A 24220-nucleotide genomic window follows, 5' to 3' on the forward strand; every position below is an offset into this window, starting at 1 on the left:
GCGCTCAGGTGGGACATCACTGCTGTGGTTGCCTTTCTTCAACAGGTCGGGGCGCGGGAGTGGGGCGGGTGCTCTGAGGGGGCGGCGTCGGCCGCTTTGTTCCTGTATCCATCCGGTCAGCCGGAGATCTGCGTACGACCCATTCCAGTTGCGGTTCCCGTGCGGACGGCGATCTTGCGGGAGAACACGCCCAGTTGCCGCTCCGAGAGTGTCATCCGCGCCTCGTCGCGCGACCAGGTCCCGGGACCCACCAGCTGCTGCGCCGACCGGTCGGGGCCGTGGGTCCGTCGGATCCCGTCGAGTCCACGGAAGGGATCAGTGCGCATCAACATCATGAAACACCTCCAGCGGTACGGGCAGTCACTGCCAATGCGCCTCACTGAAACCGTTGTATCATGTCATCCATTGGATGACAAAACGCGATGTCATCGAGTGGATGACCGAGTTAACCTGGATGACCACCAGAGGAGGTGCCATGACCCCGGCCGACCAGTCCGCCCGCACCGCCCGCGCCAGCACCGGCACGCAGAGCGCCGCGTCGTTCCCCGCAGCCGAGGCGGCCCTTCAAGCCGTGGACGACGCCTTGAGGGAGGCCCGGCAGAAGGAACCCGGCACATCCGAAACGCACGAAACTCGCCTGGAGCAGGCCCTGGCTTCCCTTCTCCTGCTGCGGCAAGTCCGTGAGCAACTCGCCGGATGGGAGACCGACCTGATCGAAACGGCCCGCGACGCGGGGGCCAGCTGGGCCGACCTCGCCCACCCCCTAGGCGTCGCCAGCCGCCAGGCCGCAGAACGCCGCTACCTGCGCAACCGGCCCGGCCCGGCCGGAACCACCGGAGAGCAACGCGTCCAGGCCACCCGCGAACACCGCGCCGCCCAGCGCGTCACCGCCACTTGGGCCCGCCGCAACGCGGCTGATCTGCGCCGCATCGCCGGCCAGATCACGGCCCTCACCGACCTGCCCGCCGCGGCCCGCCGCCCCCTCGGCCAACTCCATGCGGCCCTGGCAGCCGACGACCCCGCGGAGTTGCTCGACCCCCTGATCGCAACCGCCCCGCACCTGACCACGACCCACCCCGACCTCGCCGCCCAACTCAAAGCCCTTATACCGCCCTGAACCGAGAGCGGGGATCACCGGGCGCCCCGCACACCCCCTCCATGTGCGGAGCGCTCGGCTCACGAGGTCAGGCTGCGACCTTGTGCAGCTTCGCGGGCCACTTCCAGCTCGACTTCCAGGACTTGTGGGCGCGGACCCGGTGCCAGTAGTCCGGGTGATGGTCGAGGACCACGCGGTATGTGACGGAGCTGCGGCACTTGTTCTTCAGCTTCAGGTGGTCGGTGACGCCGGAGGTGACGAGCTTGCCGTGCCGGGCACACTTGGGCACCATGTCCCGGCCGTGCGTGTCCCACGGAATGCGTGACAGCACCTGGACCGAAGCCCCGGCAGCGTCCGGCTCGCCGCTGGGTGTGGTGAGGACTGTCTGGTTACGTTCAGGGACCACCGTCTGGTGCCGATCCGGAACGACCGTTGTGTTGCGATCCGCCAGCGCGTTGCCCGCGGAGAGCGCGAGCATCCCCGTCGCGAGCGCGCTCGCCGCGACACAACGCACTGTCCTCCGCCTTCACCGTCGAGGACCTGGCGCGCACCCGCGTGGTCGCGGCGCCGCGCCCTCTGCTGGAAGTCGGCCTCGCTCTGTGGATGCTGGGGCAGCCGGAGTGCGTAGGGCGGCTGGACGCCTGGCAGCGGGCTACGTTTCGTCGACTGGCCGCGCCGGTAAGGCAGTTGGCCGGTCACCGGCCCGGTGCGGGCAAAGCTCCGGACTTCGTGTTGACGCCCACGCTCGGCGACAGCACCGCGGAGGCCTTACGGATCGTCGCCGCCACCCCTGTCGAACAGGTGCAGACCCAGATCCGGCGCCTGGCTGCCCACTACGCAGCTGGCACGATGCCCGAATGGATCACGTACACCCGCTCCACGGCCTGGATGCCCAACCCTGGCATTCGCACTCCCACGCGTACGGCAGCGCCGAGGACGTTCCCCAGTTGCTGCGGGCTCTTACCGGCGGCGACGTGGACGCGGCGGAAGAGGCGTTGTCCGAGCTGTACGGGAGCGTTCTGCATCAGGGGACGGTGTACGCGGCCAGCGTGGCGACGGTGCCGTTCCTGGCCAGGATCGCGGCGGCCGGCCACCGTACGGCAGACGTCTTGGCGCTGCTCGGCGGCATGGCGGAGAGCGAGGACGAGTACGGCGTGGCACCAGGCGCCGTCCGGGCCGCCGCGGCGGACCAACTCCCCTTGTTGCTGCCCTTGTTGACGTCTCCGGACCCCGAGGTGCGCCGGACGGCGGCCTGGACGGTGTCCCACACCCGCGCGACCGCGACCGTACTCCCCGCCCTTCGCGCCCGCTGGGCCGAGGAATCCGAACCGTCCGCGCGCGCGGAAGCGCTGGCCGGGATCGCGCGGCTCGACCCGCAGAGCGGAGCTGCCGCGGCCGCCGCAGTTCTGGATCCGTCCCAGCCGGCCGCGGTACGCATGGCCGCCGTCTTCGCCTCCCTCGACGCCGGCGTTCCATGGACAGAGCCCATGCACACGACGATGCTGTCCCTTCTGCCCGCCGACCCCCTGCGTTCTGATCTCGACCTCGGTCGTGGCGAGCCGCTGGCCGCCGTCGTCGAGGCGCTCCTCGGCCGAGGCCGCCGCACGGAACGCGAGGGGGTGTTCGCACTGATCGACGCGGCGCTGCGGGACGATCGGGCCGAGGTGCGGGCCGAAGGCCTCTGGGCTGCGGACCGCGCGTGCTCGCTCTCCCGCAGCGCCCCTCGGCGACTGGTGCGCAACCTGCGAGCGGCGGCCGTCGACGACGAGTCGGTGACCGCCATGTCCTCCCTCCTGGGCCGGCTGGGCAGCGTCGCCGCACCGGCCGCGGACATCCTCGCTTCCGTCGCCGGACGAAACCCGGAGCACGAGGACGACCATGCGGACCAGGCGCTCGCTGCGCTCGTACTCGTCGCGCCCACGAAGGCGGCCCCGCTGCTGGCCGCCGGCTTCGGGAGACGCCCGCGAGCCCTCGACGCCGCTGCCAGGTTCGAAGGCCCGGAAGACTCCGGCTTCCCGTACAGCCGCGACCTCCTCGACGCCGTCCGCGACCACCTCGCCCGGCCCGAGGCCCTGCGCGGCAACACGCCCTGGCAGCTGACGAACCTGCTGGCGGGGTGGGGCGCGGAGGCGGCGCCGGCGTTGCCCGAACTGTGCGCGGCACTCTCACACTTTCCCGGCCAGGCCGCCTGGGCCATCGGCTGTGTCGCCGCCGAATGCGCTCCGCCGGAGCGCGCCCGGGCCGTCAGTTCGTTGCGGGCGGCCGCGGCAGAGGGGGGAGGGCTCTCCGTGGCGAAGGCGCTGTACGGCCTCGACGGGCAGATCACCCCGCTGCTGCAGTGTCTCGAACAGCACCTCCGGCGTGGCACCAGCGAGCCCACCGAGGCCGCCAGGACGGCTGGTGCGCTCGGGCCCCGGGCAGCGGCGCTCGCACAGGCCCTGCGAGAGGCGCTCAGCGACTCGGAGGGTGACACCACGCCTGTGCTGGATGCGGACACGGCCGTCGCCGAGGCTCTGTGGCGGGTGACGGGGGATGCGGAGGGGGCGGTTGCCGTTCTGGACTCGGTCTTCGCGCGCGCACAGCAGAACCCTTGGGCCCGGTGGTCCGTGGCGCGCGCTGCCCGCGCGACAGTTCACCTCGGTCCGGCGGGACGGCCGCTTGCCCCACGCCTGGAGGCTGCCCTCGACGATCCGGCGCAGGCAGCGGCTGCGGTGCTGGCTCTGGTGGCGGTGGGCGGCCCGGCCTCGCTGGACCGCGCCGCGCTCGCCGAGGCCGCCTTGCGGTCGGCCGAATCGGACGCCGATCCTGCGGGTGCCTGCGACGCCTTGGAAGCACTCGGCACCGACGCGCTGACCGGTGACCAGAGGCGCCGACTTGCCGTTCTCGCCGACGGTGACGCGCGGGTGGTGCGCTCGGGCGTCGAAACTCACGTCATACGCCAGGACGAAGCCTTCCGAGACCGTGCCCAGGCACTTCTCACCCCCGTCCGCGCGGACTCCGCGGCCCCCTGACCGTTGGCGGGCGGGCCAACCAAGTAGCTCGGACAGCGCGCCGTCTCGCCCAGCGCGCCAGGGTGACGGGCCTGTGCGTCGGCGGGTCCACGCAAGGTACGTCGGCACCCCGTCATCAGGCGTGCCTGAATACGCGTCGGTAGGCGCCAGGTGTCGTGCCGAGATGGGACCGGAAGCGGCGGCGCAGGTTGACTGCCGAGGTGAGCCCGACCCGGGTGGCGATGGCTTCGACCGGCAGGTCGGTCTGTTCCAGCAGGGCGCGTGCCGCGTCGAGACGTTGGTTGAGCAGCCACTGTCCTGGGCTGGTGCCGAGTTGTTCGGTGAAGCGCCGGGCCAGGGTCCGGCTGGACAGGCCGGCACGTTCGGCGAGGCGGGCGAGGGTCAATCGGGTGCCGAGCCGGCCGACGGCCCACTCCAGCAGGGGCGCAAGGGACTCGTCCGTCTTGGCGGGCGCGGGCTGCGCGGGCTGTGCGGCGTACTGGCGTTGGCTGCCTTCGCGGTGCGGGGGAAGGACCATGTTTCTGGCGATCTGCGCGGCGTACGCCGAGCCGTGGTCGGAACGCACCAGGTGCAGGCAGAGGTCGATGCCCGCGCCAGTTCCGGCGCTGGTCGCCACGTCGCCGTGGTCCACGAAGAGCACGTCCTGGTCGATGTGCAGCTGGGGGAAGGCGGCAGCGAGCCGGGCGGCGTCGCGCCAGTGGGTGGTGGCGCGACGGCCGTCCAGAAGGCCGGCCTGGGCGAGGACGAAGGCGCCGGTGCAGATGGCGACGATCCTTGCCCCGCGCCGATGGGCGGTGCGCAGCGCCGCGATGACGGCCGGTGGCGCGGGGGCGCCGGCCGGCTGCCAGCCGGGGACGATCACCGTGTCCGCTTCTTCCAGGGCCTCCAGGCCGGCGTCCACGACCATCACGTAACCGGCGGTGGTCGATAGCGAGCCGGGGTGCTCGGCGCAGATCCCGAAGCTGTAGCGGGGCGGCTCGTCGTGGGGAGCGGTCCCGAAGACCTCGCCGGCGCAGGAGAGTTCGAAGGGCGACTGAGGCGGATTGAGCAGGGCCACCACCCGATGTGCGCGCATGGCAAGAATGTACCCCCAGGTGTCTTTCTGGACTCTCGGATCGGTGTGGGCGTACGGGAGACAGTGGGCCCATGAGCGAAACGACCGGCACCACCGTGACGAGGGCAGCAGTGGAGGTCGATGGCGAGGCCGCCAGCTACCTGACCGCGGGCCGCCAGGACGCCCCGCCGGTGCTGATGCTGCACGGCACGTACTGGAGCCGGGTCTGGCTCCCCGTACTCGATCACCTCGCGGAGGCCGGATTGCGGCCCCTCGCGGTCGACCTTCCCGGCCTTGGCCGCTCAGGAGGCCGGCTCACCGCGGAGACGGCCACGGTTCCGGCTCTCGCCGACTGGGTGACGCGATGCGTCTCCGCGCTGGGTCTGTCCGGTCCCGTAGCCCTGGCGGGCCACGACATCGGCGGCGCCATCGCCCAGCACCTCCTCGCCCACGAGCAGCTCGACGTGGACCGGTTCGCCTTGGTCAACTCGGTCCTCTACGACTCCTGGCCCGCGCCCCACGTGGCCCAATTCCGGGACGGGGGTGGCGACTGGGACAGGAACGTGGGTGAGCGCGTGCTCGCCGCGCGGCGACAGGCGGTGACGAGGGTGCTGGCCGGTGTCGGCACCGAGAAGCTGATCGCGGAGTACGTGGATCCGTGGACCGACGAGCGGGTGTGCCGTTCCTGGGTGGCTCTGGCGAGCGCGGCCGACAGCCGCTACACCCTTGACCTCGTCCCCGCGCTGCGGCGATCCACCACGCCCAAGCTGTTGATCTGGGGAGAGGACGACCTCCACGAGACGGTGGAATACGCCGCACGGTTCGCTTCGGAGATGCCCCGCACCACGCTCGTCCGCATCCCCGACGCGGATCACATCCCCACGGAGAACGCCCCCGGCCGCATCGGCCGCGCACTGGCCGAGTTCTTCACGGCGTAGAGCTCAGGCTTGGAGTTCTGCACGGCGCAGAGGCTTCAATCCTGGAACCCCACCCTCGTTCGCCTGGACTGACACCTCCGGGGTACACGAACGGCGTGCTGCCCCCTGCAAGCACCTTTGAGCCATTGCAGAACTGAGAGGCCAGATGACCGCCAAGCCGCCGACCGAGCACCTGTCGAACACCTCAGCATCGGCCGAGCGAGCGCCGAACGAGCAGGCCACGGGCGACGCGCCGTCGAAGGACCAGGAGACGAAAACCACCGTCTGGGTGGCCCTCGCCGCGAACCTGGTCATCGCCCTGGCCAAGATGGCGGGAGGGCTGTTCGCCGCGTCGCCCGCGCTGCTGTCCGAGGCGGCGCACTCGATCGCCGACAGCATGAACGAGGTCTTCCTGCTGGCCGCCCTGCGCCGCAGCCGCAAACCGGCCGACCCCCAGCACCCCTTCGGCTACGGCAAGGAACGCTTCTTCTGGTCGCTGCTCGCCGCAGTCGGCATCTTCGTCACCGGTGGCTGCTTCTCGATCTTCCAGGGCGTCGAGGCGCTGCGCTCCGAGAGCGCGGAAACCACCACCGGCTACATCGTCGGTCTCATCGTCCTGGGGGTCGCCTTTCTCGCCGAGGGCGGTTCCCTGGTCCGCGCGCTCTGGCAGGTGCGGCAGCAGGAGGGCGGCATCGGCTCCGACCCGGCCCTGCGCACCGTCATCGCCGAGGACGGCACCGCCGTGCTCGGCGTGACCCTCGCCATGATCGGCATGGGCCTGCACATGGCGACCGGCGAGGTCGTCTACGAGGCGGCCGCCTCGGTGGCGATCGGCCTGCTGCTCATCGCGGTCGCCTACCGCTTGGGCAAGGAGGCCAAGGAGCAGCTGATCGGTGAGTCGGTCGACCCCGAACTGCGCGAGGACATAGGGCGTTTCCTCGCCGAGCAGCCCGAGATCGACCACGTCGCGAGTCTGCTGACGATGCGGCTCGGCATGGATTCGACGCTCGTCGCCGCGCGCATCGACCTCGCACCAGGCCGGGACAGCGAGGTCGTGGAACTGGTCATGGAGCGCATCAAGTCCGGTGTGGCCGAACGTTGGCCGCAAGCCGATCAGGTCTTCCTCGACATCACCGAGGCGCCGCCGGTGCCGGGGGACGAGGCGGCCCAGGGCTTCACGGGTTCTTAGGGGTTCCGCCCGGGCTCACCGGAGCAGTTCGAGGTGGGGTGTTCCGCGGGCCGGCGACGGAGGCAGTGACCGTCGAACTCATCGATGTCGCGGGCCGAGCCGGTGGTCGAGGGCGGCACCGACCTCGGGGCAGTTCCCGCGGATCACGTCGAGGAAGGCGTTCAGCGCCGGGGAACGGTCCAGGGAGCTGAAGGACAGGACCAGATCGGGCAGCGGCGTTCGCGGGGTCACCTCGCTGAACCACGTACCCCGACGCGGAGCCGTCAGCATGCGGGAGGGGCCCAGGCCGACGCCCACCCCGCAGGCGGCGAGGCCGATGATGGTGTGGACGTCCCTCGCGACGGTCGCGCCGACGAGCGCCGGGGCGTCCTTGCCCAACAGGTTCCGCAGCCCGGCGACGGCGGCCGGCTCGTCCTCCTCCGGGGCCACGATCAGCGGCTGTCGCCGCAGCTGCTCCACGTCCACCGACGCCTGCCCCGCGTACGGGTGCGTGCTGCTCACGACCGCGACCAGATGGTCGTGTCCGATCGGGACCGACACCAACTGCTCGGCCCCCACGCCCGCTGGCCGGCCGAGGCCGATCGCCACGTCCAGCTCACCGGAGACGAGCGCGGCCGTGCTGCGCCTGGTCGCCATCTCGTGCAGTTCGAGGCGTACGTCGGGCCGTTCGCGGCCGAACCGGCCGAGGACGTCCGGCAGCGGTTCGAGCAGCGCCGAGGCGATGAACCCCAGGCGCAGCCGCCCCGTCTCGCCGCGCGCCGCCCTGGTGGCGTCGACCGTGGCCGCCGCGATCTCGTCGAGCGCCGAGCGCGCCCGGGGGAGGAAGGCCGCGCCCGCCGCCGTCGGGAACACTCCCTGGCGGGTGCGATCGAACAACCGGGCGCCCACTTCCCGTTCGAGGTCGGCGATCTGCTTCGACAGCGGAGGCTGCGCGATGCCCAGCGCGCGGGCCGCCCGGCCGAAGTGCGCGTGCTCGGCGAGGGCCAGGGCGTACCGCAGATGCCGTGCCTCCATGTCGGTCTCCCGCCTCGTTCTCCGGTCTCAAGCCCTCCGCGATACCTCACATGTATCGCCGACCAGCTTGTCAGATCCTTCGCTGGATGACCGGGGGCGGGGGTGCGTGGAATGTGGTCATGACTGATCACTCCTCCATTCCCTCCTCCCTTCACTCCTCCACGGACACCGTCTTCGTCTTCGTGCACGGGGCGTGGCACAGCTCCGGGCAGTGGGCGGTGACGCAGCGCGCTCTCGCCGTACTCGGTGCCGCGAGCCTGGCCGTCGACCTGCCGGGGCACGGCTTCGACGCGCCCCTGCCCAGCGGATACCTCCGGCCCGGCCAGCCGGGTCTGTCGACCGAGAAGTCCGCGCTCGCCACCGTCACGATGGACGACAGCGCCGAGGCGGTGCTGGACACGCTGCGCCAGGCCCGCCGGCACCGTCGTGTCGTGCTCGTCGCGCACAGCGCCGGGGGCGGCCCCGCGTCACTGGCCGTCGAGCGCGCACCCGAACTCGTCGACGAGATCGTCTACCTCTCGGCCTTCGTGCCCGCAGGACGGCCCCGGTTCTTCGACTATCTCGGCTCCCCCGAGAACGCCACGGCACGGGGCGGGAGCCTCAACCTCGGCGACCCCGCGGACCTGGGCGCCGTGCGGATCAACCCGCTCTCGCAGGATCCCGCCTACGTCGAGGAGTTGCGGCAGACCCACTACCACGACACCGCTCCGGACCGCTTCGACCGCTGGCGTTCGGCGCTGAGCCCCGATCTGCCGCTGGCGCTCCCGACCACTCCGGTCGTCGTGACCCCGCAGCGGTGGGGGAGCGTCCCGCGGACCTTCGTGCGCTGCGCGGACGACAGGGCACTGCCTAGGGCCGTGCAGGATCTGATGATTGCGGAAGCGGACCGGGCCATGCCAGGCACCCCATTCACCGTGCGCACCCTGCCGGGCAGCCACAGCCCGTTCGCCGCCCGGCCCCGTGAGCTCGCCGCGGCGCTGCTGCCGTGAGCGGCGACGCCTCGCGCTGTCCGGGGTGCGGTGCTCGGTGCCACCTTCGCGCAGCGCTCAGTGCCATCTGCGCGCACGCGCCGTACCGTCCCACCTGGTGGGCACCAGGGTGGCGGGTCTTCGGCGCCGCCCGACCGAAATAGCAGGTCAGAGCCTTGGGCTGACGTGTGTCAGGTGGCGCAATGCTGCCGCAACACCACCGCGGTCACCACGCCGGTACGTTCCTGCCATGCCAGCCGAACACAGTCACGCCTCACGTCCGGTCGCCGCCGCACGGCGTCGGCGGCTCCGTGCTGACCAGGCACGGCAGCTCGCCGATCTGCTGCGGCACCAGATCCTGACGGGCGGCTTCCCGCGCGGCGTCCTGCCGCTGGAGGACGCCATCGCCGCCGACTACCGGGCCAGCCGCAACACCGTACGACAGGCCCTCGACCTGCTCCGCGGCGAGCAGCTCGTGGACCGCAAGGCCGGCGTCGGCACCGTCGTCGTGTGCGAGAAGTACCCGCACGCCCTCGACCGGCTCCAGGGTCTGGCCGAGATCCTCCACGAGCACGGCCGGGTCACCAACGAGGTCCGCACGGTCGGCCCGGTCGGCGCGCCGGGCCCGGTGGCGCACCGGCTCGGGCTGCCCGACCACACCGACGTGCTCTGCATCGAGCGGCTGCGCCGCCTGAACGGCCTCCCGCTCTCCCTCGACTTGTCGTACCTGCCCATGGACGTGGGCGGCGAACTGCTCGGGTGCGACCTGGAGAACACGGACGTCTTCCGCCTCCTGGAGACCGTGACCGGCGGTCCGCTGGGGCACGCCGAGATGACGCTCGAAGCCGTGAACGCCGACACGCACTCCGCCGCGGTCCTCGAAGCCCCGCGCGGCAGCGCCGTCCTGATGCTGGAGCGGCTCACCCATCTGCCCGACGGGCGCCCCGTGGACCTGGAGTTCATCCGGTTCCGCGGGGACCGCATCACCATGAGCGGCGTCCTGCGCCGATCCGTCTGACCTTCCGCCGACGACCCTTCACCCACCTCTCGCCCACCTCCCGGGACGTTCCCCCGGACCTTCACCCGCCCTTCCTGGAGTCAGCCATGCCTGTTGTCCCGCAGCGCGCCGACGTGCCCGTGACCATCGACGAGTCCCGCTGCATCGACGGCTGCACCCTCTGTGTCGACATGTGTCCGCTCGACTCGCTCGCGATCCGCGAGGACAACGGCAAGGCGTACATGCACGTCGACGAGTGCTGGTATTGCGGCCCGTGCGCGGCCCGGTGCCCCACGGGCGCCGTCACCGTCAACATGCCCTACCTGCTCCGGTGAAAGGCCCGACTCCGATGACTCGCACGACGGGTTCGACAGACAAACCCTCCAACGCCCGCACCAGCAGCAGCACTTGCACCCATGCCCCAGCCCGCACCCTCACCCGCCTCCTCCCGCTCGCCCTGCTGCTGCCCCTGGCCACGGCGTGCGGCGGCGTGGCCGGAGCCGACGACTCCGACACCGTCACGGTGACCGTCGGGTACCAGTCGAAGACCATCAACACCGTCACCGCCGGCACCCTGCTGCGCTCCCTCGGCTACTTCGAGGAGGAGCTCGCCGCGCGCGGCAAGAAGGACGGCAAGAAGTACGAGGTGAAGTGGCAGGACTACGCCACGGGCGCCCCGATCACCGCACAGATGACCACCGGAAAGATCGACATCGGATCGATGGGCGACTATCCGCTGCTGATCAACGCGGCCCGCGGCAAACAGCTCGGGCAGCCGACGCGGCTCGTCTCGGTCACCGGATACAACCTGCGCGGCGGCCTCAACACCGTTGTCACCAAGCCTGATTCGGCGCTTCGGTCGCTGACGGGACTGCGCGGCAAGAAGGTGTCGACCAGCGTCGGATCCGCCGCCGACGGCACCCTGATCCGGGCCCTGAAGCAGGCCGGAATCGACCCGGAGAAGGACATCCACAAGCTCAACCAGCAGCCCAGTGTGGGCGCGTCCGCCCTGTCCGGCGGCAGCGTCGACGCCCTGTCGCAGTTCGTCGCCTGGCCGGGGCAACTGGCCTACGAGGGTAAGGCGAAGGCGCTGTACGACGGCGCCGATCTGAACCTGCCGACCTTCCACGGGGTCACCGTCCGCGAGGAGTTCGCGAAGGAGCGGGCCGGGGTGCTCGACGACTTCCTCACCGCTCAGCGGCGGGCAACGGACTACCTGCGCGAACGGCCGGTCGCCGCCGCCGAGTCGGTGGCGAAGGAGACCGGGCTGCCCGCCGAGGCGGTCTACCTCTACAACGGCGCCCACGGCATCGCCACCTTCGACCCGGCGCTGCGGCCCGAACTGGTCGCCGCCCTGAAGAAGGACGCCCCCATCCTCAAGGCGGCCAAGCTGGTCGGCGACGTCGACGTGGACGCCTTCGTCGACCCGAAGCCGCTGAAGCGGATCGCCCGAGGCCACGCCCAGCCCATGCCCACGCCCACACCCCCGGCGGGCGCCGCCAAGTCCGAGCTGTGGCTCAGGGGCCAGGACACCACCCGTACTTTCGCCGACCCGAAGAAGCTCCTTGCGGCCGTCGCGGCGGCGAAGAAGTCCGAGGTCAGGGCCGCCTATGTGCCGGACGCCCTGACCGGCACCCCCTGGTTCGCGGACCGGGCCGTGTGGGTGGCGGACGGCTCCGAGCTGCGCGCCTTCGTCACGCCGAGCCATGCCAAGACCTACGCGGAACGGCACGCGGGCGCCCGCGTCGTCAGCTACGCGGACGCCGTGGAGCTGGCGTCATGAACATCGTCCGCAGGCTCGTCAGGGTCGCGTCGCTCGCCGCCGCCCTCGGCCTCTGGCAGCTCCTGACCACCCTGGACGTCGATCTGTGGCTGCGGTTCGGCCAGTTCCCCACGGTCGGTGAGGTCGCGGCCGCCTTCGGCGACCGGGTGGGCACCGCCCCGTACTGGCAGGACCTCGTCCACAGCCTGCGCCGCATCCTGGTCGGCTTCCTGCTCGCCGCGGTCCTCGGGGTCGCGGCGGGCACGGCGATCGCCCGGTCGCGGTGGGCCGCCGACCTGCTCGGACCGCTGGTGGAAGTGGCCCGGCCGATCCCGGCGATCGCCCTGGTCCCGGTCGCGATCCTGCTCCTGCCCACCAACGAACAGGGCATCGTCTTCATCACCTGCGCCGCGGCGTTCTTCCCCGTCCTGGTCTCCACCCGGCACGCGGTGCGCGCACTCACCCCGGTCTGGGAGGAGGCCGTGCTCACCATGGGCGGCGGCCGGCTGCGGGTGCTGTTCTCGGTGGTACTGCCGGGCGCGCTGCCCGGCATCTTCGGTGGCCTCTCCGTGGGCATCGGCGTCGGGTGGATCTGCGTGATCTCCGCGGAGATGATCTCCGGTGAGTACGGGGTCGGCTACCGCACCTGGCAGGACTACACGGTCGTCGACTATCCGGGCGTCTTCGTCGGCATGGCCACCATCGGCGCCCTCGGCTGGCTGACCTCCACCGCGGTGGAGGTCCTCGGCCGCCGCGCCACCGCCTGGCTGCCGCGTCCGCCCGAACGAGCCCCGTCCCGTGCGGCACGCCGCGCCGTCCGCGCCGCCGACCCGGTGGCCTCACTGCCCGCCTCAGCCCCGGTTCCGGCCCTCGACAAGGAGCCCGTCGCATGAGCCCCGTACACCGCGGTCAAGAGGCCGGCAGGGACGCCCCCGCCCAGCAGCAAGGCGCGCAACTCGGTCTGGACGACGTACGGCTCGGCCATCGAGAGGGCCAAGTGCTGCCCGGGACCGTACGGTTGCGCATCGCGCCCGGTGAACTCGTCGCCGTGCTCGGCCCCTCCGGCTGCGGCAAGTCCACGCTGCTGCGCACCCTCGCCGGACTGCTGCCGCCGCTGGACGGGCGGGTCACCCAGGACGGGGTGCCCGTCCGCGGGCCCGCCGCCGACCGTGCGCTGGTCTTCCAGGAGGACGCGCTGCTGCCCTGGCGCAGCGTCCGCGCCAACGTCGAACTCCCGCTGGCCATACGCCGGGTGGGCAGGGCCGAGCGGCGGCGGGCCGCCGACGACTGGCTGGAGCGGGTCGGCCTCGCCGGGCACGCCCGCAAGCTGCCCCGTCAGCTCTCCGGCGGACAGCGGCAGCGCGTGCAGCTCGCCCGCGCCCTGGCCGGGGAGCCTCGCGCGGTGCTCATGGACGAACCGTTCGGCGCCCTCGACCCGCACACCCGCGCCGGCATGCAGGACCTGCTAGTGGAGATCCTGCACGGCACCGGCGCGACCGTCGTCTTCGTCACCCACGACGTGGACGAGGCGCTGCACCTCGGCGACCGGATCGCCCTGCTGCCCTCCGGAGACGTCCTGGACGTCCCGCACCCCCGGCAGCGGGACGCCCGCAACGCCCCCGGCACGACCGAACTCCGCCGCCGAGTCCTGGCGTCGCTGTAACCCCCGTACGCCCCGCACCCCTCGTACGCCCGTACGCCCAGCACCTCCCATACCCCTTCGTGAAAGGCGCGCCCGTGGACTCCCCCCTGGCCATCCCCGCCCTCGCCGACGCGACCGAGATCTCCTGCGACGTCCTCGTCATCGGCGGCGGCACCGCGGGCACCATGGCCGCCCTGACCGCCGCCGAGCACGGCGCGGACGTGCTGCTCCTGGAGAAGGCGCACGTGCGCCACTCCGGCGCCCTCGCCATGGGCATGGACGGCGTCAACAACGCGGTCATCCCGGGCCGCGCCGAACCGGACGACTACGTAGCGGAGATCACCCGCGCCAACGACGGCATCGTCGACCAGTCCACGGTCCGTCAGACCGCCACGCGCGGTTTCGCGATGGTCCAGCGCCTGGAGTCGTACGGCGTGAAGTTCGAGAAGGACGAGCACGGCGAGTACGCGGTCCGCCAGGTGCACCGCTCCGGCTCGTACGTACTGCCCATGCCGGAGGGCAAGGACGTCAAGAAGGTCCTCTACCGGCAGCTCAGGCGCCGTGAAATGCGCGAGCGCATCCGCATCGAGAACCGGGTGATGCCGGTACGGGTGCTCACCGTGGACGGACGTGCCGTCGGCGCGGCGGGATTCAACACTCGTACGGGCGAGTTCGTCACCGTCAGAGCGGGCGCGGTGATCCTGGCCACCGGCGCCTGCGGACGCCTCGGGCTGCCCGCGTCCGGCTACCTGTACGGGACGTACGAGAACCCGACCAACGCGGGGGACGGCTACGCCATGGCCTACCACGCGGGAGCGGCGCTCACCGGCATCGAGTGCTTCCAGATCAATCCGCTCATCAAGGACTACAACGGCCCCGCGTGCGCGTACGTCGCCAACCCCTTCGGGGGGTACCAAGTGAACCGGCACGGCGAGCGTTTCGTGGAGTCGGACTACTGGTCGGGGCAGATGATGTCCGAGTTCGCGGCGGAGCTCGCCTCCGACCGGGCCCCGGTGTACCTGAAGCTCAGCCACCTTCCCGAGGAGACCATCAGCGCGGTCGAGTCGATCCTGCACAGCACCGAACGGCCCACGCGCGCCGCCTTCCACGAGGGGCGCGGCCACGACTACCGCACGCACGACATCGAGATGCACATCTCGGAGATCGGTCTGTGCGGCGGCCATTCGGCGTCCGGAGTGCGGGTCGACGCGCACGCCCGCACCACCGTGCCCGGCCTGTACGCGGCCGGCGACCTGGCCTGCGTACCGCACAACTACATGATCGGCGCGTTCGTCTTCGGTGACCTCGCCGGAGCGGACGCGGCCCAATACCGCGCCTACGACGGCGAGTTGCCCGGCGACCAGCTGGCCGCCGCGCACGAACTGGTCTACCGGCCGCTGCGCAACCCCGACGGGCCGCCACAACCGCAGGTCGAGTACAAGCTGCGGCGCTTCGTGAACGACTACGTCGCGCCCCCGAAGAGCGGGGCGAAACTGTCCTTGGCCGTCGAGGCGTTCGAGCGGATGCGGGGCGAGATCGCCGGCATGGGCGCGCGGACCGCCCATGAGCTGATGCGGTGCGCGGAGGTGTCGTTCATCCGGGACTGCGCGGAGATGGCGGCGCGCGCGTCGCTGGCACGGACCGAGTCCCGCTGGGGTCTGTACCACGAGCGCCTCGACCATCCCGCGCGCGACGACGCGGGCTGGCTGCACCATCTCGACCTGTACAAGGCGCCGTCGGGGGCCATGGAGTTCAGGGCCCGCGCGGTCGAGCCGTACGTGGTGCCGGTGCCGGAGTTCGACCCGGTGGCGGGGGAGGACCGGCTGCTCGGCGAGGTCGCGCTGGTGCCGGTGGCGACGGCGGGTCCGAGGAACACGGCGCCGGCGGCGCGGCCGGGTGCGTCGAGTCCAGCCATGGGCGCCGGTCCGGCGCCAAGCGGTTCCGCCCAGGAGGCCGGACCCGTATCGGGCCCCGACTCGAATGCCCTGCCCGCGCAGAGCCGTGATGCGGATGAGGGGTTCGCGGGGAGCCGTGACGTGGACGCCGGGCTTGCGCAGAGCCGTGGCGCGGACGCCGGGCTCGCGTCCAACCCCGCCCTCCTCCGCCTGCTCGCCCTCGCCGAGGAGGCGCCCGGGCTCGACGCCCTCGCCCCCTACCTCGCCGACCCCGAACCCGCGGTGCGGGCCGCCGCTGTCGCCGTCCTCGCCGAAACGGCACCCACCGGCGTGGGCCCCGCACTCGCGGCACGGCTGCGGGACCCGGCGCGCCAGGTCAGGGAGGCCGCGGCAGGGGCCCTGCGCGAGCTGGCCGAGGTGCTGCCGCCCGGCCCCGAGCTGGGGGAGGGGCTCCGGGCGGCGCTCGACGTGGCGGACCCCGCGGTGCGCGGCGCCGCCCTCGACGTACTGCGAGAACTGCGGCTCGGCGCCGCCGAGGTGTACGCCGCCGCGCTCGGCGACACCGACATCGGCGTCCGCATCCATGCGGTGCGGGCCCTGGTCTCCGTCGACGCGACCGCCCAACTCGTCGATGCCGTGGCCGATCCGGCCCGCGAGGTGCGGGTCGCGGTGGCCCGCGGTCTGGCGGCGGTGCGCGATCCGGCGCCGGCGCACCTCGCCCCGCTCATTGACGACCCCGATCCGCTGGTCAGGGCGGCGGCCCTGACCGGACTCGCCGCCACGGGCTGCCCGCTGCCGTACGCCGTACGGACCGTGTCCGCGCTCGGCGATCCCGCCTGGCAGGTACGGGCGGGCGCCGCGACCGCACTGAGCGCGGCCCCGGCCGACCCGGCGGTCCCCGGCCTCGCCAAGGCCTCGGCCGACGCCGAGGCGGACGTCCGCAAGGCCGCCGTCCTCGCGCTCCTCGCCCACGCGACCGACCCCGACGCCCGAGCGGCTCTCGCCGCCGCGACCACGGACAGCGACGCGGATGTCCGTGCCTACGCGAGCCGTGGCGGAGCCGGGTCCTCACCTCGGCGGGCCGCTGCGGGACGGGCCTGACCGATGGTGAAGGCGGAGCCGGGGGCAGCGTGGTCAACGGGCCCGTCGAAGCGGGCGGATGCGCGGGTCACGGCCTGCCGCGGGGTGAGGGAGCGGCCGACGTGCGTGACGATCAGCCGGCCTGCCCCGGCCGCGCGGGCGGTGTCGCCGGCATCCTCGGGGGTGTGGTGCACCGGGTCGCCCTCAGCAGGATCCTGCGCGCTGTCGGAATCGGCCTCGCACAGCAACACGTCGCATCCCTCGGCCAGTTGCGTGAGGCTCGGGCACGGCGCGGTGTCCCCGGAGTACACCAGGGACCTGCCGTCCGCCTCCATGCGCACGGCGAACGCCGGCATGCCGTGCGACACCACCCGGCTCGTCAGCCGCACCGAGCCGACGGTCGCCTGGTGGCCGTCGTACAACTCGGTGACGGCGAAGGCGGATTCGAGCGGACTGCGGGTCGACGAGTTGGTGAGGAACCCGGCCAGCCGGTCGGCGATCCCTGGCGGGCCGAAGAGAGGCAGGGGCGCTGCCAGGCGGATGTCCGCGTAGAGGACGGCGTAGTACGCGGTGAGCAGGTCTGCGCTGTGATCGGCGTGCAGATGGGAGATCCAGATCGCGTCGAGCTCGTCCAGCCGCGCATGCCGCTGCAGCGGGCCGAGCGTCCCGCTCCCCGCGTCCACCCAGATCCGGGTGTCACGGCTCGACACCAGGTAGCCCGAGCACGGGTTGTCCACGCTGGGGTAGGGCGTCGCGGACCCCAGGACCGTCAGGCGAAGATCGTCAATCATTTCGGGATCCTAGAACACGTGATCCGTGAGCTTCATGCACACCACGAGGTGCACTAACGCAAGGCGTCGAGCGCGGTGAGGATGTCCGCTGGTTCGGCGCGCTTGGTGTAGTCGGCGTCGACGAACGCCCAGCGGATGACGCCGCCCTGGTCGATGACATAGGTCGCGGGGACCGGAAGGGTGCGCGGATGGCCGCCGTTGACGCGATCGAGGGGGATGCCCAATGTGTCGTAGGCGGCGGCGAGGTCGTCGGGCAGCTCGAAGGCCAGACCGTACGCCTTGGCGGTTTCGGATCCGACGTCGCTCAGGACGGTGAAGTCCAGGGCGTGCTTCTCGGCGAGGGACAGGGACGCGTCGGGGACTTGCGGCGATACGGCGACGAGGTGAGCGCCGCGGTCGGTGAACTCGCCGTGGTGCTGCTGGAGGGAGCGCAGGGCCAGATTGCAGTACGGGCACCAGGAGCCGCGGTAGAAGGTGAGCACCACCGGACCTCGGTCGAGCAGCTGATCGAGGGCGACGGCCTCACCGGTCGCGGAGGGCAGCGTGAACCGTGGGGCCTGCGCGCCGGAGGCAAGCGCACGGTCGGCCTGGCCGGACGCGGCGAGCTCGGCGTCCGCCCGCTGCGGCCGGAATCCGGTGTTTCCGTGCGACCTTCGAGGCCGCTATTTCCGGCGGCGGATGAACAGCCAGATCCGGGCGGCGATCAGGCCGAGGACCACGACGCCGACGGTGATCTGCAACCAGCGCGGGGTGGCGCCGGAGCCAGGGAGGTACAGGGCGAGGGCGGTCACGGCGTGCTCCAAGGTGGGTGCGGGTGACGGGCATTCTGCTACGAATGCCCGTCACCCGGAGGCTTTGACCCGACCCGACCCGACCCGACCCGACCCGACCCGACCCGACCCGACCCGTACGACGCAACGGTCGTCCAGAGCGGGGTGGCGTTTCTGCGACCCGTGAAAGCGCCCCGCCGCAGGGCCGCCCGCTGTAACCTCACGAGCACAAAGAGTGGCAACCGGTCGAGGCCTTGCGTCCGGCGGCGCGTACGGGGCATTGCTGGAGCTGCGGATGGCTGTGCAGGAACTGCTCGATGGTCTGGAGCAGGCCGTCGACGACGGCAAGGGGCGTGCGTGGGCGACGCGATGTGCGCGCGCTGGGGCTGGACGGCATCTCCGTCACCCTGCGGTGGGGTGCGGAGTTGGTGTGGTTCAGCGACGGGGTCAGCGCCCGGCTGGAGGATGTGCAGTTCACGTTGGGGCAGGGGCCGGGGCTCGACGCGGACTTCACGCGGGTTCCGTACCAGTTGGCGGACCTGTCCGTGGATGGGCGGTGGCCCGAATTCTGTGATGAGGCGCGGACGTTGAAGGTGCGCGCGATGTTCATCTGGCCCGTCCGCACAGGCGCGGCACGGTTGGGCGCGCTGACCGGCTACCGCGGAACACCGGGTCCGCTGAGCGTGCGGCAGGCGGCGGACGGGCTGCGGGTGGCCGACGCATTGGCCGGTCGGCTGCTGGCCTGGCGGTCCGGCGCCGACGACCCGTCCATCGAGCCGGGCGGCGCCGGCGCGATCGACCTGCACTGGGCCGAGGTGCATCAGGCCACCGGCGTACTCAGCTGCCGGCTCGGCGTGTCGCTGGAGGAGGCGCTGGTCCGAATGCGGGCCCGGCCTTCGCGGCGGGTCAGCCCCTGACCGAGACCGCTCGCGAGATCCTGGCGAGGGAACTGCCGTCGTGAACCAGCCGCCTGGCGCGGGATCCGTGGAGGGTTCCCGCGCACAGAGGAGTCAAGGCATGAGCCGTGAAAGCAAAATCACCGAAACCTTCGTCGAACTCGCCGACACCTTCGTCGCGGACTTCGACGTCATCGACTTCCTGCAACAGTTGACCGTCCGCTGCTGCGACATCCTCGACGTCACCAGCGTCGCGGTTCTGCTGGCCTATCCAGGGCCACAGTTGTACAGCCCCGCCCCGTGCGACCCCAGTCCCGCGCTGAGCAAGGTGCTGGATCTGGCTCTGTGCGAAGGCCCCGCCCTGGACGCCTACCGCGCCGCCGACATCGTCGCCCCCGGCGATCTCGCCCACGCGCCCACGACCTGGCGCGACTTCACCACGACCGCTCGTGAGGCCGGTTACGCCTACGCCAGCGCCGTCCCCCTGCGTCTGCGGGAAGAGAGCATCGGGAGCCTGCTGCTGTTGCGCGCCACCGACAGTCCGTTGCAGACCGGGGACCTCATGCTGGCTCAGGCGTTCGCCGACGCGGCCACCATCGGCCTGCTCCACGCCCGCACCCTGCGGGACACCGAGACCGTCAACGACCAACTGCACACCGCTCTGCACAGTCGCATCATCATCGAGCAGGCCAAAGGATTCCTCGCCGCCCAGCACAACACCTCCCCCGACGCGGCCTTCCACGCCATGCGCAGCTACGCCCGCAGCGAGCGCATCCTGCTCACGTCTGTGGCCCAACACGTCATCGACACCGGCAGCATCACCGAACTCGAAGCCGGCAGCATCACCGGGTCCGACACCGGCAGCATCAACGAACCACCGTCCCGGCCGCGGCCACCGCGGCGTCCGGCCGCTGACGCGGCGAACGAGTAGCTTCCCGCGCGGCCGGCCCCAACTGCCCCCGGCCGTACGGTGATCGCTGGCCTGCCCACGCCACCGCGCTTACGCCTGGCCTCCCTTGCCGGACGCGAGGCGGTCGGCAAGGCCGTCGAAGATGCGGTCGAGTCCATACGTGAAGCGGTCCTCGCGCACCTGCCGCGGGTCCGCCCCATCGCCGACGTCCGGGCTGTGCTCCGACAGCCACTGGTGCTCGGAGACACCGCTGCGGGCGACGAGTGAGAGGTACGCGGCCTCGCTGGTCGCGACGCCGATGACGTACGACATGAGCGCCGACGCGGCTTGACCCTCCTCGCCCGCGGGGAAGCCGGCCGCCTCGAACTGTGCGAGGAGCCCCGAGGTCATGCGGACGGCGTTCGGGCCGACGTGGAGAAGCCCGACCTGACCGAGCTCGGGGCCGACCCAGGGGTGGCGCAGGACCATGGCCCGGAGGTCACAGGCGGCGTGGGCGACCGCGGCGCGCCACGTCTCGCGGGCGGCGGCGACCGGCGGGTCCAGCTCACCGAACACGTCGTCCACGGCCAGCTGGATCAGCTCGTCCCGGTTGGCCACGTGCCGGTAGAGGGAAGTGGCCCCGGCCTGGAGCCGGGTGCCGAGCTTGCGCATGCTGAGCGCCTCGACGCCCTCCGCGTCCAGCAGTTCGATCGTCGCGGCCACGATCTGCTCCCGCGTCAGCTGCTCCCGCTGGGGGCGATGCGGACGTGTCCACACCGAGGTGATCGGCTTCGCGTCGCCAGACATGCGCGCCCACTTTCTTCGATCCATCGTCGGTCCACCTGCTCCTTGTCCCCCTCACTGTAGCCGACACCGTACGCACCTTGCGAACGGCGATCCTCGGTGCGTACAGTGTTCGCATCGAGGGAACGCCGTACTCGGTACGCAACCTAGGGGGACCCGCCATGCAGATCACCAAGCAGACCGCGCAGAGCGCGCAGACCGTCACGACCCACGATGAGCAGGGCAACTGGAGTGTCGAAGGGGCCTGGGGGACCCGCAACTCGGTCGGGCGGAAGCTGGATCTCGCCCGCTGGCAGGCCCGCCTCGACCAGCTCTGCGCAGAGCACCACGTGCCGGGAGCGGCGCTGGCCGTCCTCGTCGACGGGGCCGTCCACGACTGGGCGAGCGGCGTCCTGCACCGCGGTACGGGTGTGGAGACGACGACCGACTCGGTCTTCCAGATGGGCTCGATAGCCAAGATCTACACGGCGACCCTGGTGATGCAGCTCGTCGAGGCCGGCCGGCTGGAACTGGACGCACCGGTGACGGACGTGTTGCCGGAGTTCTCGATCGGTGCCCCCGAAGTGACCCGGATGATCACCGTCCGTCGGCTGCTCAGCCACACGAGCGGGCTCACCTGCGACTTCAATCACGACAGTGGGCGCGGTGACGACTGCCTCGCCAAGTACGTCGAGGCCGCGAGGGACGTCGCGCTGGACTGCCCGCCGGGGAGCGCGATCTCGTACAGCAGCGTCGGCTACAACGTGCTCGGCCGGATCGTCGAGGTGCTGACCGGCAAGACGTGGGACGAGGCGCTCAAGGACCTGCTGCTCACCCCGCTCGGCCTCACCCACACCATGACCCTGCCCGAGGAGGCGCTGCGCTTCCGCGCGGCCATGGGGCACCTGGGGGAGCCGGGCCAGGACCCGGCGCCGGCGCCGGAATGGGACATGATGCCGCGATCGGCGGGCCCGTACGGCAGGGTCATCGCCAGCGCGGGGGACCTCGCCCGGCTCGCCCGGATGCACCTTGCCGGCGGCGTCGCCGAGAACGGCACCCGCGTGCTCTCCGAGGAAAGCGTCGCCCTGATGCAGCGCCGGGAGGTGGACTGCCCCGACAAGTGGACGGTCAGTTCGGACGGTTGGGGCCTGGGCTGGACCCTGTACGACTGGAACGGCGTCGAGGGCTACGGCCACGACGGCGCCTCCATCGGACAGTACGGCTACCTGCGCGTGGTGCCGTCGGCCGGTGTCGCCGTCGCGCTGCTCACCAACGGCGGCGGTGCGCGCGAGGTGTACGCGGCGCTCTACCGCGAGCTTCTCGCCGAGCTGGCCGAGGTGACCATGCCGGAGCCGTTCACCCCGGCACCCACGCCGCCCGCGGTCGACTGGGCGCCGCTCGTCGGCACGTACCGGCGCGAGGGCGTGGTCATCACGGTGACCGAGAAGGACGGTGCCGGGCACGCGCTCTACGAGTTCGTCGACGGCATGAAGGACCTCTCGGACCCCCTGGGGATCGATCTGCTGCCGGTCACGGAGACGGCCTTCGCCGGCACGGGCGTGGGTTCGGCCTTCAGCACGGACTACACCCCGGTGATCTTCTCCGTCCTCCCCGACGGCACACGCTGCGTCTACATCGGCATGCGGTGCGCCCCCAAGGCCGATTGACCGCCGACGCCGCCGGGCCGAACGTCCTACGGTTCTCTGTGCTGCCCGAGCGTCGGTCATACTGGCGCGCGGTGTCTCGACAGGGGAGTGTGCGACGCATGGGGTGGGGAGCGGGGGGCGGGGACCTGCCACGGAGCATCGGCGGGTACGCCGTTGAGCGCGAGTTGGGCTCCGGCGGCATGGGGACGGTGTACTTGGCGCGATCACGCGGCGGGCGCGCCGTGGCCGTCAAGGTGGCCCGGGCCGAACTGGCCGGCGATCCGCATTTCCGGGCCCGGTTCCGGGCCGAGGTGGAGGCGGCACGCAAGGTGGGCGGGTTCCACACGGCGCAGGTCGTGGACGCCGATCCGGAGGCGGTCGCGCCGTGGCTCGCGACCGCCTACATACCAGGGTCGACACTGTCGGAGCTGGTCGCCACGCGTGGTCCGATGGACGAGGCGCAACTGCGCCTGCTGGGCGCGGCATTGGCGGAGGCGCTGCAGGCCGTGCACGCGTGTGGGCTGGTGCACCGCGACCTCAAACCGGGCAACATCGTCATGGCCGACGACGGGCCCCGGGTCCTCGACTTCGGTATCGCCCACGCGGTGGAGTCGACCCGGTTGACCTCCACCGGAATGGCGTTCGGCACCCCCGGCTTCCTCGCTCCCGAACAGGCTCAAGGGCTCAAGGTCGGGAGCGCGGCGGATGTGTTCGCGCTCGGGGCAGTGCTGGTCGCCGCGGCGGGTGGCAGCGCCTTCGGGTCGGGGACGCCGATGGGGTTGATGTACAGGTCGGTGCACGAGGAGGCGGACCTGTCGGCGGTGCCACAGGGGGTACGGGCAGTCGTCGCGGCGTGCCTGGCCAAGGACCCGGCCGGGCGGCCCACACCGGAAGCGCTGTTGGACCTCTTCACGCCGGAGCCCACTGAGGAGACGCATCCCCCGACCCGCCGCGTCCCGGCTGCGCAGGGCGCACCAGGAGCGCGGGGTGGGCCGGTCGGGCGGGCCGAACCGGATGGGTCGAACGCAACCCCGGGCCCTGCGAACTCGCCGACGGCAACCGCGGATGCGGTCGCCGCTCCGGACCCGGGTGGCGTGGCGAGTGCGCAGACCGTCGCCGCGACCCCGCGCGGGAAGGCATCCACCCGGGGGCCCGCGGCGCGGCCGATGCCGCCCGGGCTCCTCGCCGCCGTGGTGACGGGTGCGCTGGTCCTTTTCGGGGGCGCGGTCTACGCCGCCTATGTGTTCAAGGACTCGGGACCGTCCTTCCCCACGGCCCAGTACAAGCTCGAACCGCCCGCCACGCTGCTGGGAGGTGCCTACGAGCTCAAGGAAGGGACGCTTTCCGCACCCTCCAAGAAGCTTTACGACGACGAGGACCGGAAGGACGCGAGGGAATTCCGCGCCACCTATACCGGGAAGGCGAAGGCCGGCGCGTTTCAGGAGCTGAAGGTCGACGGTGTGTACGGGCGGCTCAAGAACTCCGAGGTGCAGCGCGAAGACATGGTCTCCAGTTCCATCGTGACGAACGAGGAGAAGGTCGTCGCGCCGCTCAAGGAGATAAGGGTGGCCGGAGCGGACGTCGTGTTCAGCTGCGAAACGGCGACGTCCAGGTCTTACGGCACGAAGACGGTGTGTGCATGGGCCGATGAGAACACCGCGGGCAGCGTCCAGTTCAAGCCGCACGCCTCACTCGAACGAGCGGCGGCGGAGACCCGCAAGATACGTGACGACATGCGGAAGCGGATCGAAGGCTGAGTGTTGGCGACACTCGTGGTTCATTGACGGCCGCTGCGAGACTCGTGTGTCACAGACCGCGCC

22 protein-coding genes and 1 pseudogene are annotated in these 24220 nt (G+C 71.6%); 15 read left to right on the top strand and 8 right to left on the bottom strand.

Annotation, left to right across the window (positions count from 1 at the left end; translation table 11 throughout):
• Positions 1 to 116: 116 nt before the first annotated feature.
• Positions 117 to 326: a hypothetical protein gene (locus ACFYO9_RS18435; RefSeq protein WP_358777076.1), complete on the bottom strand. Its 210-nt coding sequence runs from the start codon at positions 324 to 326 to the stop codon at positions 117 to 119.
• A gap of 149 nt (positions 327 to 475) precedes the next feature.
• On the opposite strand from ACFYO9_RS18435, the gene ACFYO9_RS18440 reads away from it, so the two are divergent.
• Positions 476 to 1117, top strand: coding sequence for a type III effector protein (locus tag ACFYO9_RS18440; RefSeq protein ID WP_358777027.1), 642 nt, complete (start codon positions 476 to 478; stop codon positions 1115 to 1117).
• Positions 1118 to 1184: 67 nt separating this feature from the next.
• Here the strand turns inward: ACFYO9_RS18440 and ACFYO9_RS18445 are convergent, their stop codons facing one another.
• A complete protein-coding gene (locus ACFYO9_RS18445; protein WP_358777026.1) occupies positions 1185 to 1388 on the bottom strand; it encodes a hypothetical protein in 204 nt (67 codons plus the stop codon).
• Positions 1389 to 1953: 565 nt separating this feature from the next.
• Here ACFYO9_RS18445 and ACFYO9_RS18450 point away from each other — a divergent pair.
• Positions 1954 to 4107, top strand: a complete 2154-nt coding sequence (locus ACFYO9_RS18450) for a HEAT repeat domain-containing protein (RefSeq protein WP_358777025.1) — start codon at positions 1954 to 1956, stop codon at positions 4105 to 4107.
• Positions 4108 to 4222: 115 nt separating this feature from the next.
• On the opposite strand, the gene ACFYO9_RS18455 is transcribed toward ACFYO9_RS18450, so the two are convergent.
• Entirely contained in the window at positions 4223 to 5182 is a 960-nt protein-coding gene (locus ACFYO9_RS18455; RefSeq protein ID WP_358777024.1) for a helix-turn-helix domain-containing protein, read from the bottom strand.
• A gap of 71 nt (positions 5183 to 5253) precedes the next feature.
• Between ACFYO9_RS18455 and ACFYO9_RS18460 the strand changes: the two genes are divergently transcribed.
• Entirely contained in the window at positions 5254 to 6099 is an 846-nt protein-coding gene (locus ACFYO9_RS18460; protein ID WP_358777023.1) for an alpha/beta fold hydrolase, read from the top strand.
• Positions 6100 to 6244: 145 nt separating this feature from the next.
• Positions 6245 to 7267: a cation diffusion facilitator family transporter gene (locus ACFYO9_RS18465; protein ID WP_355807118.1), complete on the top strand. Its 1023-nt coding sequence runs from the start codon at positions 6245 to 6247 to the stop codon at positions 7265 to 7267.
• A gap of 78 nt (positions 7268 to 7345) precedes the next feature.
• Here the strand turns inward: ACFYO9_RS18465 and ACFYO9_RS18470 are convergent, their stop codons facing one another.
• Entirely contained in the window at positions 7346 to 8281 is a 936-nt protein-coding gene (locus ACFYO9_RS18470) for a LysR family transcriptional regulator (RefSeq protein WP_358777022.1), read from the bottom strand.
• 119 nt (positions 8282 to 8400) lie between these two features.
• Between ACFYO9_RS18470 and ACFYO9_RS18475 the strand changes: the two genes are divergently transcribed.
• The 7 genes from ACFYO9_RS18475 to ACFYO9_RS18505 all read left to right on the top strand — a co-directional run bounded on the left by ACFYO9_RS18475 (position 8401) and on the right by ACFYO9_RS18505 (position 16646).
• Positions 8401 to 9270, top strand: coding sequence for an alpha/beta fold hydrolase (locus ACFYO9_RS18475; RefSeq protein WP_358777021.1), 870 nt, complete (start codon positions 8401 to 8403; stop codon positions 9268 to 9270).
• Between the two features lie 229 nt (positions 9271 to 9499).
• On the top strand, positions 9500 to 10267 hold the full coding sequence (locus tag ACFYO9_RS18480) for a GntR family transcriptional regulator (protein WP_355807124.1): 768 nt from the start codon (positions 9500 to 9502) through the stop codon (positions 10265 to 10267).
• 86 nt (positions 10268 to 10353) lie between these two features.
• Positions 10354 to 10581 carry a ferredoxin family protein gene (locus tag ACFYO9_RS18485; protein ID WP_055563275.1) on the top strand — a complete coding sequence of 76 codons (228 nt, stop codon included), beginning with the start codon at positions 10354 to 10356 and terminating at the stop codon, positions 10579 to 10581.
• A gap of 14 nt (positions 10582 to 10595) precedes the next feature.
• Positions 10596 to 12029 carry an ABC transporter substrate-binding protein gene (locus ACFYO9_RS18490; protein ID WP_358777020.1) on the top strand — a complete coding sequence of 478 codons (1434 nt, stop codon included), beginning with the start codon at positions 10596 to 10598 and terminating at the stop codon, positions 12027 to 12029.
• On the top strand, positions 12026 to 12901 hold the full coding sequence (locus tag ACFYO9_RS18495) for an ABC transporter permease (RefSeq protein WP_358713135.1): 876 nt from the start codon (positions 12026 to 12028) through the stop codon (positions 12899 to 12901). Before ACFYO9_RS18490 ends, ACFYO9_RS18495 begins: the two co-directional genes overlap by 4 nt.
• A complete protein-coding gene (locus ACFYO9_RS18500) occupies positions 12898 to 13671 on the top strand; it encodes an ABC transporter ATP-binding protein (RefSeq protein ID WP_358777019.1) in 774 nt (257 codons plus the stop codon). Before ACFYO9_RS18495 ends, ACFYO9_RS18500 begins: the two co-directional genes overlap by 4 nt.
• A 74-nt stretch (positions 13672 to 13745) precedes the next feature.
• Positions 13746 to 16646, top strand: a complete 2901-nt coding sequence (locus ACFYO9_RS18505) for a fumarate reductase/succinate dehydrogenase flavoprotein subunit (RefSeq protein WP_388666410.1) — start codon at positions 13746 to 13748, stop codon at positions 16644 to 16646.
• Here the strand turns inward: ACFYO9_RS18505 and ACFYO9_RS18510 are convergent.
• The 3 genes and pseudogenes from ACFYO9_RS18510 to ACFYO9_RS18520 all read right to left on the bottom strand — a co-directional run bounded on the left by ACFYO9_RS18510 (position 16586) and on the right by ACFYO9_RS18520 (position 18207).
• Positions 16586 to 17416 carry an MBL fold metallo-hydrolase gene (locus ACFYO9_RS18510; RefSeq protein ID WP_358777018.1) on the bottom strand — a complete coding sequence of 277 codons (831 nt, stop codon included), beginning with the start codon at positions 17414 to 17416 and terminating at the stop codon, positions 16586 to 16588. The two genes, ACFYO9_RS18505 and ACFYO9_RS18510, sit on opposite strands and share 61 nt — an antisense overlap.
• A gap of 53 nt (positions 17417 to 17469) precedes the next feature.
• A pseudogene (locus tag ACFYO9_RS18515) lies at positions 17470 to 18039 on the bottom strand (peroxiredoxin-like family protein); the annotation flags it as partial.
• Between the two features lie 39 nt (positions 18040 to 18078).
• Positions 18079 to 18207 (bottom strand): hypothetical protein, encoded by a 129-nt coding sequence (locus tag ACFYO9_RS18520; RefSeq protein WP_355807248.1) that lies wholly within the window; start codon positions 18205 to 18207, stop codon positions 18079 to 18081.
• A 332-nt stretch (positions 18208 to 18539) separates the two neighbouring features.
• On the opposite strand from ACFYO9_RS18520, the gene ACFYO9_RS18525 reads away from it, so the two are divergent.
• Positions 18540 to 19103: a hypothetical protein gene (locus tag ACFYO9_RS18525; protein WP_358777017.1), complete on the top strand. Its 564-nt coding sequence runs from the start codon at positions 18540 to 18542 to the stop codon at positions 19101 to 19103.
• A gap of 100 nt (positions 19104 to 19203) precedes the next feature.
• A complete protein-coding gene (locus tag ACFYO9_RS18530; protein ID WP_358777016.1) occupies positions 19204 to 20013 on the top strand; it encodes a GAF and ANTAR domain-containing protein in 810 nt (269 codons plus the stop codon).
• 69 nt (positions 20014 to 20082) lie between these two features.
• Here ACFYO9_RS18530 and ACFYO9_RS18535 read toward each other — a convergent pair whose 3' ends face one another.
• On the bottom strand, positions 20083 to 20778 hold the full coding sequence (locus ACFYO9_RS18535; protein ID WP_358777015.1) for a TetR/AcrR family transcriptional regulator C-terminal domain-containing protein: 696 nt from the start codon (positions 20776 to 20778) through the stop codon (positions 20083 to 20085).
• A gap of 158 nt (positions 20779 to 20936) precedes the next feature.
• Between ACFYO9_RS18535 and ACFYO9_RS18540 the strand changes: the two genes are divergently transcribed.
• Positions 20937 to 22421 carry a serine hydrolase domain-containing protein gene (locus ACFYO9_RS18540; protein WP_358777014.1) on the top strand — a complete coding sequence of 495 codons (1485 nt, stop codon included), beginning with the start codon at positions 20937 to 20939 and terminating at the stop codon, positions 22419 to 22421.
• Between the two features lie 164 nt (positions 22422 to 22585).
• Entirely contained in the window at positions 22586 to 24157 is a 1572-nt protein-coding gene (locus tag ACFYO9_RS18545; protein ID WP_388666413.1) for a protein kinase, read from the top strand.
• Positions 24158 to 24220: the final 63 nt, after the last annotated feature.

This window comes from Streptomyces sp. NPDC005863 (assembly GCF_042871345.1).
Classification (GTDB): domain Bacteria; phylum Actinomycetota; class Actinomycetes; order Streptomycetales; family Streptomycetaceae; genus Streptomyces.